The sequence below is a fragment of the Rhodanobacter sp. C05 genome (assembly GCF_002001165.1).
Classification (GTDB): domain Bacteria; phylum Pseudomonadota; class Gammaproteobacteria; order Xanthomonadales; family Rhodanobacteraceae; genus Rhodanobacter.
Genome location: NZ_MUNQ01000008.1, coordinates 123,477 through 137,344 on the forward strand (window position 1 = coordinate 123,477; position 13,868 = coordinate 137,344).

Annotated in this window: 16 protein-coding genes; 9 read left to right on the forward strand and 7 right to left on the reverse strand. The window is 55.8% G+C overall.

What is annotated here, in order from left to right; all coding sequences use genetic code 11:
• Nucleotides 1-11 precede the first annotated feature (11 nt).
• Entirely contained in the window at nucleotides 12-605 is a 594-nt protein-coding gene (locus B0E51_RS06570; RefSeq protein ID WP_217333075.1) for a GIY-YIG nuclease family protein, read from the forward strand.
• Between the two features lie 5 nt (nucleotides 606-610).
• On the opposite strand, the gene B0E51_RS06575 is transcribed toward B0E51_RS06570, so the two are convergent.
• A complete protein-coding gene (locus B0E51_RS06575) occupies nucleotides 611-898 on the reverse strand; it encodes a hypothetical protein (protein ID WP_077444100.1) in 288 nt (95 codons plus the stop codon).
• A 154-nt stretch (nucleotides 899-1,052) separates the two neighbouring features.
• Between B0E51_RS06575 and B0E51_RS06580 the strand changes: the two genes are divergently transcribed.
• Nucleotides 1,053-2,114, forward strand: coding sequence for a DNA topoisomerase IB (locus tag B0E51_RS06580; RefSeq protein WP_077444101.1), 1,062 nt, complete (start codon nucleotides 1,053-1,055; stop codon nucleotides 2,112-2,114).
• A 43-nt stretch (nucleotides 2,115-2,157) separates the two neighbouring features.
• Here B0E51_RS06580 and B0E51_RS06585 read toward each other — a convergent pair whose 3' ends face one another.
• The 3 genes from B0E51_RS06585 to B0E51_RS06595 form a co-directional block, all read right to left on the reverse strand.
• The gene (locus B0E51_RS06585) at nucleotides 2,158-2,544 is read right to left on the reverse strand and encodes a response regulator (RefSeq protein WP_077444102.1); all 387 of its coding nucleotides are present in this window, start codon (nucleotides 2,542-2,544) and stop codon (nucleotides 2,158-2,160) included.
• A 134-nt stretch (nucleotides 2,545-2,678) separates the two neighbouring features.
• The gene (locus tag B0E51_RS06590; protein WP_077444103.1) at nucleotides 2,679-2,924 is read right to left on the reverse strand and encodes a hypothetical protein; all 246 of its coding nucleotides are present in this window, start codon (nucleotides 2,922-2,924) and stop codon (nucleotides 2,679-2,681) included.
• A gap of 162 nt (nucleotides 2,925-3,086) precedes the next feature.
• Nucleotides 3,087-3,272, reverse strand: coding sequence for a CsbD family protein (locus B0E51_RS06595; RefSeq protein ID WP_077444104.1), 186 nt, complete (start codon nucleotides 3,270-3,272; stop codon nucleotides 3,087-3,089).
• Between the two features lie 348 nt (nucleotides 3,273-3,620).
• Between B0E51_RS06595 and B0E51_RS19135 the strand changes: the two genes are divergently transcribed.
• The 4 genes from B0E51_RS19135 to B0E51_RS06610 all read left to right on the forward strand — a co-directional run bounded on the left by B0E51_RS19135 (nucleotide 3,621) and on the right by B0E51_RS06610 (nucleotide 7,086).
• Nucleotides 3,621-3,869 carry a hypothetical protein gene (locus B0E51_RS19135; RefSeq protein WP_143525813.1) on the forward strand — a complete coding sequence of 83 codons (249 nt, stop codon included), beginning with the start codon at nucleotides 3,621-3,623 and terminating at the stop codon, nucleotides 3,867-3,869.
• 232 nt (nucleotides 3,870-4,101) lie between these two features.
• A complete protein-coding gene (locus tag B0E51_RS06600) occupies nucleotides 4,102-5,394 on the forward strand; it encodes a divalent metal cation transporter (RefSeq protein WP_174570604.1) in 1,293 nt (430 codons plus the stop codon).
• A gap of 30 nt (nucleotides 5,395-5,424) precedes the next feature.
• Nucleotides 5,425-6,756, forward strand: coding sequence for a carbohydrate porin (locus B0E51_RS06605; protein WP_143525814.1), 1,332 nt, complete (start codon nucleotides 5,425-5,427; stop codon nucleotides 6,754-6,756).
• 9 nt (nucleotides 6,757-6,765) lie between these two features.
• Entirely contained in the window at nucleotides 6,766-7,086 is a 321-nt protein-coding gene (locus B0E51_RS06610; RefSeq protein WP_077444105.1) for a YhjD/YihY/BrkB family envelope integrity protein, read from the forward strand.
• Between the two features lie 19 nt (nucleotides 7,087-7,105).
• Here B0E51_RS06610 and B0E51_RS06615 read toward each other — a convergent pair whose 3' ends face one another.
• Entirely contained in the window at nucleotides 7,106-7,738 is a 633-nt protein-coding gene (locus B0E51_RS06615; protein ID WP_077444106.1) for an NAD(P)H-dependent oxidoreductase, read from the reverse strand.
• Nucleotides 7,739-8,809: 1,071 nt separating this feature from the next.
• Here B0E51_RS06615 and B0E51_RS06625 point away from each other — a divergent pair.
• Complete coding sequence (locus B0E51_RS06625; RefSeq protein WP_077444108.1) at nucleotides 8,810-9,118, forward strand: DUF3247 family protein; 309 nt, start codon at nucleotides 8,810-8,812, stop codon at nucleotides 9,116-9,118.
• A gap of 181 nt (nucleotides 9,119-9,299) precedes the next feature.
• Here B0E51_RS06625 and B0E51_RS06630 read toward each other — a convergent pair whose 3' ends face one another.
• Nucleotides 9,300-9,671, reverse strand: coding sequence for a BON domain-containing protein (locus B0E51_RS06630; protein WP_077444109.1), 372 nt, complete (start codon nucleotides 9,669-9,671; stop codon nucleotides 9,300-9,302).
• A gap of 263 nt (nucleotides 9,672-9,934) precedes the next feature.
• On the opposite strand from B0E51_RS06630, the gene B0E51_RS06635 reads away from it, so the two are divergent.
• Nucleotides 9,935-10,501 carry a type 1 glutamine amidotransferase domain-containing protein gene (locus tag B0E51_RS06635; protein WP_077444348.1) on the forward strand — a complete coding sequence of 189 codons (567 nt, stop codon included), beginning with the start codon at nucleotides 9,935-9,937 and terminating at the stop codon, nucleotides 10,499-10,501.
• Nucleotides 10,502-10,778: 277 nt separating this feature from the next.
• On the forward strand, nucleotides 10,779-11,183 hold the full coding sequence (locus tag B0E51_RS06645) for a hypothetical protein (RefSeq protein ID WP_077444111.1): 405 nt from the start codon (nucleotides 10,779-10,781) through the stop codon (nucleotides 11,181-11,183).
• Nucleotides 11,184-11,312: 129 nt separating this feature from the next.
• On the opposite strand, the gene ligD is transcribed toward B0E51_RS06645, so the two are convergent.
• Complete coding sequence (gene ligD, locus B0E51_RS06650; protein ID WP_077444112.1) at nucleotides 11,313-13,868, reverse strand: DNA ligase D; 2,556 nt, start codon at nucleotides 13,866-13,868, stop codon at nucleotides 11,313-11,315.

The following is a 13,868-nucleotide window of genomic DNA, read 5'->3' on the forward strand; positions in this document are numbered from 1 at the left end:
GATTCGACGGATTGGCCTACCCACGTTCCGAAAGCAAGGGACGCACCTACGTGTATGTGCTTCCGTGCCGTGGCGAGGATCTCGTGAAGGTCGGATTTAGTCGCGATCCCCTGCAACGATTCCACACCTTGCATCGACGTTTTTTCAACTTCTTCGATTTGGAGGCTGGACTATTGATCGAAACCGAGCATCTGCGCGAAGCCCGGCGTATTGAGCGTCTGTTCATCGAGAAGTGGTCTGAACATCAAGCACCCGCACCGATGGCCATTGCGAAAAGCGCGGGCGGCCATACGGAATGGTTTCGTGGCATTCAGGATTTCGTCGATGATTTCGCAGTACGGCTGGCAACACGGTATGACCACAAGGTTCACGTTCCGTTGCGGACTTGGATGGCGGAACGCTTTCTAGAACGATCAAGCGTCTTGTATGAGTGGTCCATGCGGTTATTGGACTTGATTGCGGATCATGCCATGTATTCTTCAAGTGAAACCAAGACAAACATTTACACCATCGCACTTCGCGATGCTCTCGATGCGTGTATTGCGGTCGGGATGGATCTGCCGAGTCTTGTGCCTGGCACCGTCTTAGACTGGTACGAGCGTTGATAACGCTAAAACTCACTCACGAATTCAATGCTGGCGCGAAGCTGGCAGGACACGCCCTGTGCGCATTCCCGGACGATTTCGGCGACTTCATCCGTAGGGCAGTCGACTTCAACGCTGTAGAGCTTTCCTTCGCTGTCGCTCCCAAGTTCGGAAGAGCTCGAGTCTTCCCGCATTTGCGGCATCATGTCGTCGACTTCTTCGACATGTTCAACCTCATCAATGCCGTGCAGCGCAGAAATGACGGTGTCCGTATTGGCGCGGCTGCCGAAGAGACGAAACCGGATCATTGGCATCAAGATCACCCGGGCAGGGAAAGGAAAATAACGATGACAAGTTCCGTGCATACGCGAGGTGATCCCATCGTCCCGTGCCTGAGGGCTTCGTGTGGGTGTGGCGGCAAGACTTCTGATGCACGTTTTCTTGACACTCTATGGCCACAATTCGGGCATGCCCCGCGCCTTCGCCTCCATTCCTTCGTCCCGCAAGCAGGCGCGCACCGTCGGACTGGTTTACGTCACCGATGCCAAGCCTGGTATTCATCGACGACGGCATGGCAAGAATTTCATATATTACGGCAGCAACGGCCGACGGATCACTGACTCCAAAGAACTGCAACGCATCCGTTCCTTGGCCATACCACCTGCTTACAGTGACGTCTGGATTTGCACCGATGCGTGCGGTCACCTGCAAGCTACTGGTCGGGATGCGAGGGGGCGCAAACAATACCGCTACCATAAAAGGTGGCGTGCTTTGCGCGATCACGGCAAATTCGACCGCGTGGAAATGTTTGGATCCCAACTGCGGAACTTGCGTCGGCATATTCGCAGCGATCTTGCCAAGCCGGGTTTGCCGCAGGAGAAAGTGCTGGCATTGATCGTACGTCTTCTCGACGAAACCCTGATCCGTATCGGCAACGAGCGTTACACCCGTGATAATCGAAGTTACGGGCTAACCACGCTTCGTTCCAAACATGTGCATGCGCTGAATGGACGGCTTCGTTTTGCATTTCATGGCAAAAGCGGGCAGCAGCGCGAGGCCGAACTCAGCAACAAGCGCCTTGCAAGGATCGTGCGCCGCATGCAGCAACTTCCAGGCGAAAGGCTTTTCCAGTATCTCGATGACGACGGTCAAAGGCAGCCGATCGACTCCGGGCAAGTCAACGACTATCTGCATCTTGTCTGCGGTGACGACTTCAGTGCCAAGGACTTTCGGACATGGGGTGGAACAGCGCATGCTGCCGCCGTGCTTGCGCGCACCCCATTACCGGAAGGCAACTATGCTCAACGGATGGCGCTGACATCGGCAATCAAGGAAGTTGCGGCTTTCCTTGGAAACACCCCAGCCGTATGCCGCAGCTCCTATATTCATCCGAAAATTATCGACGGCTGGTTGACTGGCAGCTTGCATAGAGCGATTCCCGTTGACTCCGCTGCCCATCCTCGTCAGCTTGAGCAACGCGTCATGCGCTTCTTGCGGTCGCGTCGCAACGCCATCGGTGATCCTAAATGAGCGAGGTGTGATATAGGCTCGTCGTGTCGCCTTGAACGGAAAGCTATACCTGCTTGCCCAGAGCGCTTGCTTTCTGCGCGCGTGCAATCGCGTCCATCAATTCGGCAGCACTGAACGGTTTTTGTAAACATACGGTTCGAGGTGGGTAGCCATGATAGTCACAGGTTGATTCTGCTGAAATCAATACCAAGGCGACCCCTGGATGCCGTTCAACTGCCGTATTGCAGGCATCTATACCCGTAGCTTCACCCCCCAGAATGACATCCGCGACAATAACGTCTACGGGTCCACTGTCCAGCATTTCAAGCGCCTCGCGGCAAGTATGAAATGTTCGCACAAGAAAGTTCGCCTTCGCCTGGAGGATATCCTCAATAGCGGACAGCACAATAGCGTCGTCGTCGATGACGATAACGCTTTGCTGAAGTTTCATGAGAGCCTCTGGGAGTTCGGCGGAATGCCTGTTTTTCGACTATAGGCTCTTGTGAGCCTGCGCGTACTCGCTATTGCCCGCTTAGGCTTCGCGAAATATTCGATATTGCTATCAATGGCCCCGGGACAGTTAAGTTATATGCCACCACTTCCGTAGAGCAAGTCCACGCTCGGAATCTTGCCGTGGCTTTCTAGGATGCGATCGACCCGGATCAGCAACCAGTCGTAGTCAAACGGGCCGGCATCGCCGGTGATCCTGTCAGATGCGCACCAGAATGCTTGCCAGAACTCCGTTTCAAGTGGGTTGGCTTCGATCAAAGATGGCATACCCGCATCGAGGGCATCTAGTAACTTTTTGAGGTCTTCGCGAGATTTAGGCATGACATCCTCCCCCCGAGGCTCTGGGTAGTAATGGTGGATAACACATGCCCTCACTTTCGAGCCAAAGCGCGTGAGCGAGGTCGGCTTGAGCTGTTTTTGTAACGTCGATACAAGTAAACCTCCTGTCCACAGGAGGTTTGATCTCATTGGTCTCGAAGCGCGTTAGTGCTTCTTCGCTTCGGCGCGCGCCTTGTCAGCCGCTTTACCTGCTTCCTTTTGCAGTTTTCCCGCGTGCTTCTCGAAGTTACCAGCGTCTTCCTTTCCCTTGTTGCCAGTGACCTTGCCGATCACTTCCTTCATAGCGCCCTTCACTTCATGTTTGGCGCCTTCGGTACGATTCTTGTCCATGACTTCCTCCACTCCGCGACATTGCGGAGAGCAGTTTTATAAAGACCTTTGCGTGCGAGGATCGTGAGGAAAGTGGCAGGAAATCGGCATGCGGATTTCACTTGGCTGAATAACCGGCGGTAAAGTTTACCGTCGGCGCATGCGCGATCAGTGTTAGCTAGCGAGCAAGCCAACCTGTCGAAGAACTTGATCCTTGAAGAAAGCAAAGAACCAACTTTGCCGATTGCCGGTAACTCATATGTCACCGATCCCACGGCAAACATTTCTTATTCCAGGTTTACTCAATTGACTCGAGCTTGACATCGTCAAGCCGAAGCTCGCAGCCAAAGAGAAAAAGAGGATGAGGTCATGTCGAAATCCCGCGTAGAACTTCATCGGGTATTGTTGGAGCTTGAGAAATCCATGCCTTCTTTGATCAAGAAATATCCTCAAGACCGAGATTTCATGTCAGCTTTCGTAAGTAGGGTAGATGTCATCACTAGCCATGCTTCTCCCGAAGATCACACGTGGGTACACGGACAAATCGGTTGCATTCTGGACGAATACGGCAAGCTCAATGACGGCTATCCCATGCGCTCTAATCAACAGTCATCCTAAGGTTCGATCGGCGACCCAACTACGTTGATCTTCCGGAGACATTCACCATGCTCATCTTGCTGGGGGGCGACGAGATTCGGGGTTCGATGAGCTCGTACTTACGCTTCACGACTAACTGTGCGGCGATGTGATGACGCGTTAGGGATCAACGGTCTGCGTTAAATCCATATAGAAATCTCCGAGATGAACCGATAGATCGCGCGGCGGTTTGTCGTCAGACGAGGGCATCCTCTTGAACGTCTCATCGGTTAAAAAGTCGAAGACCACAACATCAGAGCTTTCCTTGTTGCGCAAGCTCAGTGCGGGCCTTATCACTGGCGCGGCCGACGACGATCCGAGTGGTATCGCTACCTATTCGCAGGTTGGGGCTGCCTTCGGCTATGCCACGATTTGGAGTCTGTTCCTTGCCATGCCGCTGATGATCGCGATCCAAGCGATCAGCGCGCGCGTCGGCTCTGCGACGGGCAAGGGACTGTCGAGCAGCATGCGCAGCCATTACCCGCATCCGTGGGTATACGGACTCGTGTTTTCTGTTCTTGTGGCCAATGTGATCAATTTGGCTGCCGATATCGGCGCTATGGGTGCGGCGCTCAAATTGCTGATCGGCGGCCCGGCGGTGGTCTACGCGGCGGCCTTCGCCATCGTCTCGCTGCTTTTGCAGATGTATGTGCCGTTTTCCCGCTACTCGCCCATCCTGAAGGTCCTGACGCTCAGCCTTTTCGCTTATGTGGCGACGGTATTCGTCATCCATGTACCTTGGATCGAGGTACTTAAGGGCATCGTTATGCCAAAAGTACAGTTGTCGGCAAAGTACGCCGTCGCCATCGTCGCTGTGCTCGGCACCACCATCAGCCCCTACCTTTTCTTCTGGCAAGCTGCGCAAGAAGCCGAAGAAATTCGTGAGGACGATGATCGGGAGCCATTGAAGAAAGACCCGTCACAGGGACCCAAACAGATCGAACGGATCACGGTGGATACAACGATAGGAATGGTGTTCTCCAATATCGTGGCCGTTTTTATCGTTCTTACGGCGGCTGTCGTCCTTCATGCTCATGGAAAGACCAACATCCAGTCGGCTTCCGACGCGGCGGAGGCTTTGCGCCCCCTCGCCGGTCGATTTGCTTTTGCGCTATTTGCCGCAGGGATCATTGGAACAGGCTTGCTCGCTGTGCCAGTTCTTGCGGGGTCTACGGCATTTGCGACGGCCGGCTCACTCGGGCATCGCTATGGGCTGGAATACAAACCTCACGAAGCCAAGTTCTTCTACGGGGTGCTGATCTTTGCCAGCCTTGTTGGTGTGGCCCTGAATTTCACTCCCATCGATCCCATCAAGGCACTGTATTGGAGCGCGGTGATCAACGGCGTCACTGCGGTGCCGATGATGATCATGGTCATGCTGCTGGCCATGAACAAAAAGGTGATGGGGGAATTCACGCTCAATACGTCACTGAAGGTATGGGGCTGGATTGCTACCGGGGTCATGACTGCGGCTGCGGTAGTCATGTTTGTTACCTGGGGTCAGTGAAGACAGCCATATCCGAACAAGGGAACGACAGTGCATCGCTACCTGGCCGTCATTGCGTCGACATTTGCCGCTTCCCTCTGGATAGGCGACGCGCTAGCGGATGACACCAATTACCTTGTGCCGCAGTTGCTTGGCGCGCAGTACACGTTCATCACCCAGATACAGAACAGTCTGCATTCGCCATATGCCGGTCCGCTTAGCCTCAATCCCAGGGGTGACCATGCACGCTCACATACCTTCGGAGTGTATTTCGGCGTGCCTTTGACGTCGCGTCTCTCTGCGTACGTGGATGTCGAGATGTTCCGCGGGCAGGGCATCAGTCACAGCACGGGATTGGCCGGCTTGACCAACGGCGATGTCATCCGCGGCGGTGGTAGCACTCTCGGGCGTGGGGCTTACGTTGCGCGTGCATTCCTTACGTACGACATCCCACTTGGCGACAAAACCACGGAAGTCAAACGGAAGATGGATCAACTGCCGGGCGCTCAGGCCGACGATCGCCTGAGTTTCAAGTTGGGGCTCATGGCGGTAAACGACGATTTTGATCAAAGCCGTTACGGCAACTCGACGCGAACCCAGTTCATGAACTGGAGTCTATTCAACAGTCCGGCATGGGACTTTGCCGCCGACACCCGCGGCTACACCGTCGGCGGCCTCGCAACCTACGTGACCGGCCCCTGGACCTGGCGCTACGGTATCTATCAGATGCCGACAAAGGCCAACGGGCCAAACTTGGAAGGCCCCATCGGCAAGGCAAATGGCCAGAACGCGCAGGTGACTTGGCAGCACGATCCCAAAAGTGCCAGCGTGTGGTTGCTCGTATTTCAAAACAAGGCACGGATGGGCATCTACGACGATGCTTTGCTTCGAGCTGAAGAAACGGGAACCGTTCCAAACATTCGCGCAGATGACCAGAACGGTCGGTACAAATATGGAGCAGCGGCGGGCATTGATGTCCCACTCGCCGACGACGGAGACACCGGTCTGTTCGGACGTGTCGCGTGGAACGACGGAAAGACGGAATCCTTTGTTTTCACCGAAGCGGACCGCAGCGCCAGTATCGGCGTGCAGGTCGCCGGAAGCGAGTGGGAGCGCCCCAAGGATCGAATCGCGATAGCTTTTGCAGTGAACGGCCTTTCGCCTGAGCACCGCGACTACCTCGCGGCGGGAGGCTCAGGTTTTACTTTGGGGGACGGCCGGCTGAATTACAGCACCGAGCAGATCGGAGAGGCGTATTACGACCTCGCGGTCACCTCATTCGCCTTCGTGACGGCAGACATTCAACTTATTCACAATCCGGGATACAACAGGGATCGTGGGCCGGCGCGCGTCGTTGGACTGCGCGTCCATTTGGAATACTGACAGCGTTGAATGGTGCTCCCGGACGCCAAGATCGACTGGACCGATGCGTCGAACGGTGCTGTCTTAACCGCAGCCCTCTTCATGGGCGCTGAAGCGGGTATCGGCCTTTACACCGGCCGGAGTCATGTCGGAGAGGCATACGGGCCAGCAGGTGCCTTCGTCATTCTGCTTACGTGGGTGTATTACTCCGCAATCATCGTCCTGATTGGGGCCGACTTCACATGGGCCCTAGCCGACACACGCGGCAAACCTATAAGGCCCGACATGTGGCCGATATTGAGAACATGGCGTCGAACTTCTCTGAAAATTGAAGTTTGCTGGACCTACTGACGATTCGATTCCACAGCCATCAAGGAGTGGGGTATGGGTCTTCTTTAAGCACTGCGGCGAGATGGGCGGCATTGGACGCCAGTGTCTTGATGGTGCTTGCAAGTTTCTTCGGGATTTGATCCAGATCTATGTAATTGACGCTTCCCATCGCTTCCCCTACCCAATAGGCGGAGCTTCCACCTGGGATGGTAAAGCCAACATCAGCAAGTGCCTGATAGAGCTCCGCCGTCACATGGTGCGCGCCATCCTCATTGCCAACCACGGCAACGACGGCGACGCGACCAAACGTCGGGTATCGGCCCTGTTTGTCGATTTCACCCAGGAACGCATCCATTCTTTCCAGTACGCGATGGCACACGCTGGACGGCTGGCCCATCCATATCGGCGAAGCCAGCACGAGAATATTTGCATCGAGCACTTTCTGACGAAGCGCGGGCCATTCGTCGCCTTCGCCTTCGTCCGCCGTGACACCCGTTTTGACATTGTAGTCCGCGACACGAATGCTGGAACCATCAACACCGTACTTGGTCAGGGCATGCAGAATCTGGTCCAAGATTTTCTGCGTCGAGGACGCCTCCGGTCCAGACTTAAGCGTGCAGTTCATGCCAAACGCGGTCAATGCCTTTGAAATTTTCCTGGCTTGTTCTTTCATAACGTTGTGCTATCGACTGATCGAGAAGCTCGGACGCTACAAAATGCACCGTCAGGTCACGATGAATATATCGACATTGCATCTACACATTCTGTGCAGATCAGCGACGCGAAATGAGCCGGAGCGCATTACTCGGCGAGAAAATCCAGTCGAAGCTCCACTTACAGTGATTCCCCACAAGGCTCAGACTCTTTCCTGGCCTTCGATACTCCGTGGTCGCATGGGAACTGGATCAGATCCGACCGTCGATGGAAGGGACGGATCGGTACGCCCGAGCGTGATGTTCTTGGACGCTCGTACGTAGCGGTTTGCGTACGTCCATATTTCGCCCGTCGCCGTAATAAGTACGGTCCAATACAGATCTGATTCGGGACCATAGTCAATCAGGATGTGCGCAAAGCCTTCGCCTTTCGGCGTATTCATCGGGATGGGCGGATTGAGCTGTAGCACGGCGTTTCCTCCAGATAGTTGTGCTGAGCGTGCTTCCTCCTTGGTGAAAAATCCGAGAAGCGTTGGGAGCCGAGCAGGCTGTCAGTCGCAGCGTTTTGAACGCCTCGAAATGGCAATCTAAAAATCACAAAATTTTGTCATCTCCGGTGGCAGATTTCCCAAGTTCGTGGTGTTCTGCTTGGGAGATGGCGATGCAGCAGACGATCTACGTAGTTCGAGGCTTTCGTGGTGGGCGAAGGCAACCGGAAGAACACTTTGCGACGGAGGCAAGAGCCCGACGACGTGCCGCGTATCTTGGCAAAGACTATGACGCAGTCATTGTTGGACAGCGTTTCATCGACACTGAAAAATGTAGTGACCATCAGCTTGCAGAGCGTGTTGTCGATCCGCCGGTATAACATGCATGGAGTCAGACTACGTTTGTGTTTTGTGGATTAGGACTGTGATCGCTTCATAGTGGAAAAGAAGAAGCTAAATTCGCTTACGACGCGATAAAAGGCTAACTCGCCATGAGGCGATTGCAGTCCTAATCCACGAAAACCACCTTGCGCGGGACGAGAGCACGATTGAGCGTCGCGCGATACTTTTAGCGACCCCCGATACGACTGGACGGACAAAAGCATGGGACAGATAGCTGAGAAAGTCTTTGTTGAGCGTGCTGATATTGAATACCTTGAGCACCTCGTTGGCGAGTTGGCAGTCAATGCATGTGTCCGGGTTACCACGCGACGGGGCCATGTTGTCGAGGGTTTGGTAACCGTAACGCCGACAGTTCAGATATTCCGGGACAATGAAGGTGCCGAAGGGATCAATGGAATCGTCAAGCTCGAGAACGCGGAGCACCCTGAAAGGGATGAGTTGGTTTGGTTGGGAGATATTCGGGAGATAGTTCATCTGGACTCCGTCCTAAAGGGTGTGAGCAGGGCTTAGGCCCCGACCATCGTTTTCTCCACGGCACCGTCCGACAGGGCAGGCAATCCGCAATCGAAATGGGCTCGCATCTGGCTTCACATCCGAGCTGTGGAGTTCAAAGTCTCGCTTGTAGAACAACTCAAGACGTATATAAAAGAAAGGAGCCAATCGGCTCCTTTCGTCGTCAAGTCAACGGGGATCATTGAGCGGCGGCGCTTACTGTCAGGCCGCTGCTATCCACACTCTTGACGCCTTTGACGCTCTTTGCAACGCGCACCGCTTTTGCTTTGGTCTGGGCTGTAGCAACCGAGCCGGTCAAGGTAACCACGCCGCCACTGGTCGAAACGGAAATATCTGTTGAAGGGATGTTTTTCGTGGTCGCGAATTCTGACTTGACCTTGGTGGTGATCCACGCATCTGCGGTTTTATCAGGAACGGTCTGGCTGTCCGATGTCTTTTCCATAGCACCACTCGTGTCCTGAGCAACGACTTGGGACAGGGGGGCTGCTGCAAAAAGAGCAATCAGGCCGGTGGCAAACAGACTGTTGCGGAGCTTCGAGTGGTTGCGCATGACGATCTCCTAAAAGGTGTTAGGCAGGTTTCACAATTTGGACGCCAAGATAGAAATTTCTTCGATCTCATTGGCAAACATAGATTGGCAAGAGCTCCGTAGACAGGCCGTCAAACCATCGGTCTGGTGACATCACAGTGTGCTCACGACGTAGCGACATGTTCTGTATGTCCAAGCAGGCAAGCTACGACTCCAATTCAGCGGAGAACATCATGAGCGCATCAAGCACGAAACGAGCGCAAGTCAAATCACGGGAAGAAAAAATGGGGACGCGCAAGAGGGGCGGTGACGCGGCTAGGCTTGATGGTCGCAGCATAGCCATCCTCGCGACCGACGGCTTCGAGCAATCGGAACTGACAGAACCAAAACGCTTGCTCGAAGAAGCTGGAGCCGAGGTCAGTGTGATAGCGTCCGGGAGTGCCAAGCAGATCAGGGGCTGGGACAAGAAAGATTGGGGCAGCCCGGTGGATGTCGACGTAGTGCTGTCCGATGCGGATGCATCCGATTTCGACGCACTCGTGCTCCCGGGCGGTGTAATGAATCCCGACAAGCTTCGGCTCGAGTCGGCGGCGATCAACCTGATCAGGGCATTCGGCGAGTCGGGCAAGCCCATCGCAGCGATCTGCCATGGTCCATGGACTCTGATCGATGCTGAACTGGTGGAGGGTCATACGATGACCTCCTGGCCATCGTTACGCACCGATCTCGAGAACGCTGGCGCTACGTGGGAAGATCGCGAAGTCGTCCACGACGGTCAATTGATTACCAGCCGCAAACCGGACGACATTCCTGCCTTCGCCCGCGCGCTCATTGATCAGTTGGCGGCGTGAACGTCATGACACTCGGGATGCCCACACTGGCAGCCTTCGGCCTGATCGGACACGGGCGACTCCACCCGCTTTCGGCAGTGTTCGCTGCAATAGGCTTCGCCACCTTGAACTTCACAGTGGCACGCTGGGTGGGCACAACGTTGATGTCCTTGGTTGCTCTGAGTCATGTCGGTGCTCTTGTCTACGTTAACGCAGTGATATGTACGCGTGATTCCCTCAAAGCGGCGTGAGTGAGTGGGATGCTACTCAAGCTATGCATCAAACCTGGAGAACCTCTATGTCCACTAGCGACCGCAAAGACCTCCCCCATCCAGACGACCCACCACCAAGCACGACAGAGACCGCGGAGCAGCGCAAGCAGCGCAAGCAGCGCGAGAGCAGCAATCAAGACGAAGCGCTGGAGGAGACTTTTCCTGCTAGCGACCCGGTATCGCCGTTTGTTCCCGCGCGTGCTCCCAAGCCGGGTCGGTCAACGCAATCCAGCTGTGATAAAGCCATTGGAGAAAGCAGCATGGGCAAGATCATCTATGACGGCAAGCACTACGAACTCGAATCTTTACGCGAACGCATGGACGAAGATCTGGTCGGCGGCATCGATAGCAGCCTCAGTGATCAAGAATTCTTTGATTCCTATCTCGTTGCTCACGACGAGAAATACGGCGAGCGCTTTGTAGTCGATTGATAGTCAATCGGTAGTGTCTGCAACTGGACCTCCTAAGCTGAGCCCGCGCGCTCATCAGGCGTGCAGTGCTGAGGCGTCTGACAGATGAGTCGCACCGGCGTCACTACGAAAGGTCGGGCTATACACGACTCAACGCAGCTTCTTCATGATGTTGTCTAGGCTCTGTCGCACATCATCGATGCCAGCCCATGGGTCCGAGCGCAACCGCGCCAGCCGCTTGGGCGTTGAACGGATATCGAAGTCGTGTCCGCTTTTGAGCTTCCCCAGCTCGCTCCAACGGATCGGCAGGGCGACGGGAGCGCCGCTGCGCGCACGTAATGAATACGATGCCACGCTCGTAGCTCCTCTACTGTTGCGCAGATAGTCCAGGTAGATCTTGCCGCGGCGCTGTGCCTTACTCGCCGTCGTGATGAACTCCAGCGGATACGCCTGTGTCACGATGGTCGCAAAGGCGCGCGCAAAGTCCTTCGCCTGCGGCCACGCACAGCCAGGGTTTAACGGAACGACGACATGCAGGCCTTTGCCTCCTGTGGTGCGCAGGAAGGATTCCACATCCAGCCGTCCAAGCAGCTTGCGCATTAACCGTGCAGCGGCCACGACCCGCGGCCACGCGACGTTGTCGCCAGGATCCAGGTCGAAGACCACCCGGTTAGCCAGATTTGGCTGTTCGACAGTCGAACCCCAAGGGTGGAATTCCAACACGCCGAACTGCACCAGCTCGATCACCGAGCTAGCATCGCGCGGATAGATATAGACTGCCCGTGTACCGGACTCCTCCTTCAACTTCACGTCGCCGACGTGTTTCAGGCCAGTGATCAGGTGCTTCTGGAAGAAGCAGGCCTTCGCGGTTCCTTCCGGACAGCGGATCACCGATGTTGGGCGATCCACCACACCGGGCAGGAACCAGTTCATGACGCTGGCGTAATAGTCGGCCACGTCTTGCTTGGTGTAGCCGTCGTCGGGAAAGACCACGCGATCAGGATGCGTGATCTCGATGTCGGCTAGTTTCGGAGCAACCGACCTGCGGCGTCCTACAGCTGACTTTTGCGCAGAGCTCTTGCTGCTGATGCGATCGGAGTCAGCAAGGTCTGCTGGAGTCTTGTCGGTGCGCATGGTCTTAAGGCTCGGTTGGCGCAACAGGTTCTTGTTGCCGATGCCGCGGTAGTAAACTTCGGCAACCGCCGCGGGCTTGACCCATCGCGCCTCGCGCAATAACGGATCAATATTGGCAAGTTTTACTGTGGGTCGGGTGCTGCCTTTGTCGGCGATGGTCCTGCTCAGTTGCTTTAGCTGTTCGTTCGAAAAGCCAGTCCCCACGCGTCCGACGTAGATCCAATCGAACTTCACCTCAGGATCGGGCCTGGCCAGCAACAGCGAACCGAAACCGCTGCGACTTCCCTTCGGCGGCGTGTAGCCCACTACTGCAAATTCGTTGCTATCCAGCCGCTTGATCTTGAGCCAATCGTCGCCGCGGCCCGCTCGATAGGCCGAATCAATGCGTTTGGAAATGATGCCTTCAAGTTCGGCGTCGGTTGCCATCTGGAACAGTTCCTGGCCGTTGCCGATCGCATGCGTACTGAAAGCGAGGTGTCTCGGCCGGTGCACCAGCAGCTTTTCCAACAGTTGTTTACGCTCCAGTAGGCCAACCCGCGACAGGTCGCTGCCCTCTAGATAAGGCAGGTCGAACAGCATGTAGACCAGCGGCAACTGCGCTTCACCTGATAGCGTCTGCTGCAGTCCGTTGAAGTCGCTGTGTCCGCGCGCATCCAGCGCGACAAGTTCGCCGTCGAGGCGCGCCGAATGCAGACCCAACGACTCCAACGACTGCACGATGTCCGGTGCTCGCTCGTTCCACGGTAGCGCGTTGCGCGACCACAGCTTCACCTCGTCGTCGGCGATCGCCGCAAGAATGCGGTAGCCGTCCCACTTCACCTCATGCAGCCATTGTTCGCCTGCAGGCGGAGATTCGCGCAGGCGTGCCAGCTCGGGCTTGAAAAAATCGTTACTCGGCGTGGCCGGCCGGGCGCCCCTCAACGCGGCCGCAGCTTTGGCCAAGCGCAGGCGTGGCACCTTTTTCGCTTTGGGAATGGCCTTTTTTCGGGCAGTGGAATTCTTTGCTGCCGCCTTCGACGCCGGCGACGTCGCTGCCTTGCGTGTGCTGCGCTTCATCTTCGCGTCGAGCAGATCGTCGGCTTCGAGATCACCGACGAACGCGTCCATGGCCTTGATCAGGAACCATGCAGACTGGTGTTCCTTACGGCTGCTGCGCACCAAGTGCCAGCCGCCCTTGAGTCGCTTGCCGAACAGTTCGAAGCGGAGGTGGCCCTTTTGTAGCTGGCTCTCGGCACTGCCCGAAGTGGTCCACACACCATGGTCGAACTGATCGACGTGGCCCTTGCCATAGCCGTGCTCGATGTCGCCCTCGAAGTTGGCATAGGAAACGGGATGATCTTCGACTTCGACTGCCAGACGCTTTACCTTGGGGTCGTAGCTTGGTCCCTTCGGCACCGCCCAACTTTTCAGCACATCGCCAACTTGCAGGCGAAAATCGAAATGGCGGCGACTAGCGTGATGCAGTTGCACCACAAAAATCGCTCGGCGGTCCGCTGTGCCGATCTCGTTGGCGGCCGGTTCGCGTGTCCGAGAGAAATCGCGCTTGCGCTGATAGTCTTGCAGACTAGCCAT

Bases quoted from the DNA above. Each gene is read 5' to 3' on its own strand.
- B0E51_RS06575 (WP_077444100.1), bottom strand. From the start codon at position 898: ATGCCAATGATCCGGTTTCGTCTCTTCGGCAGCCGCGCCAATACGGAC.
- B0E51_RS06580 (WP_077444101.1), top strand. From the start codon at position 1,053: ATGCCCCGCGCCTTCGCCTCCATTCCTTCGTCCCGCAAGCAGGCGCGC.
- B0E51_RS06585 (WP_077444102.1), bottom strand. From the start codon at position 2,544: ATGAAACTTCAGCAAAGCGTTATCGTCATCGACGACGACGCTATTGTG.
- B0E51_RS06590 (WP_077444103.1), bottom strand. From the start codon at position 2,924: ATGCCTAAATCTCGCGAAGACCTCAAAAAGTTACTAGATGCCCTCGAT.
- B0E51_RS06595 (WP_077444104.1), bottom strand. From the start codon at position 3,272: ATGGACAAGAATCGTACCGAAGGCGCCAAACATGAAGTGAAGGGCGCT.
- B0E51_RS19135 (WP_143525813.1), top strand. From the start codon at position 3,621: ATGTCGAAATCCCGCGTAGAACTTCATCGGGTATTGTTGGAGCTTGAG.
- B0E51_RS06610 (WP_077444105.1), top strand. From the start codon at position 6,766: ATGGTGCTCCCGGACGCCAAGATCGACTGGACCGATGCGTCGAACGGT.
- B0E51_RS06615 (WP_077444106.1), bottom strand. From the start codon at position 7,738: ATGAAAGAACAAGCCAGGAAAATTTCAAAGGCATTGACCGCGTTTGGC.
- B0E51_RS06625 (WP_077444108.1), top strand. From the start codon at position 8,810: ATGGGACAGATAGCTGAGAAAGTCTTTGTTGAGCGTGCTGATATTGAA.
- B0E51_RS06630 (WP_077444109.1), bottom strand. From the start codon at position 9,671: ATGCGCAACCACTCGAAGCTCCGCAACAGTCTGTTTGCCACCGGCCTG.
- B0E51_RS06635 (WP_077444348.1), top strand. From the start codon at position 9,935: ATGGGGACGCGCAAGAGGGGCGGTGACGCGGCTAGGCTTGATGGTCGC.
- B0E51_RS06645 (WP_077444111.1), top strand. From the start codon at position 10,779: ATGTCCACTAGCGACCGCAAAGACCTCCCCCATCCAGACGACCCACCA.
- ligD (WP_077444112.1), bottom strand. From the start codon at position 13,868: ATGGCTAGTCTGCAAGACTATCAGCGCAAGCGCGATTTCTCTCGGACA.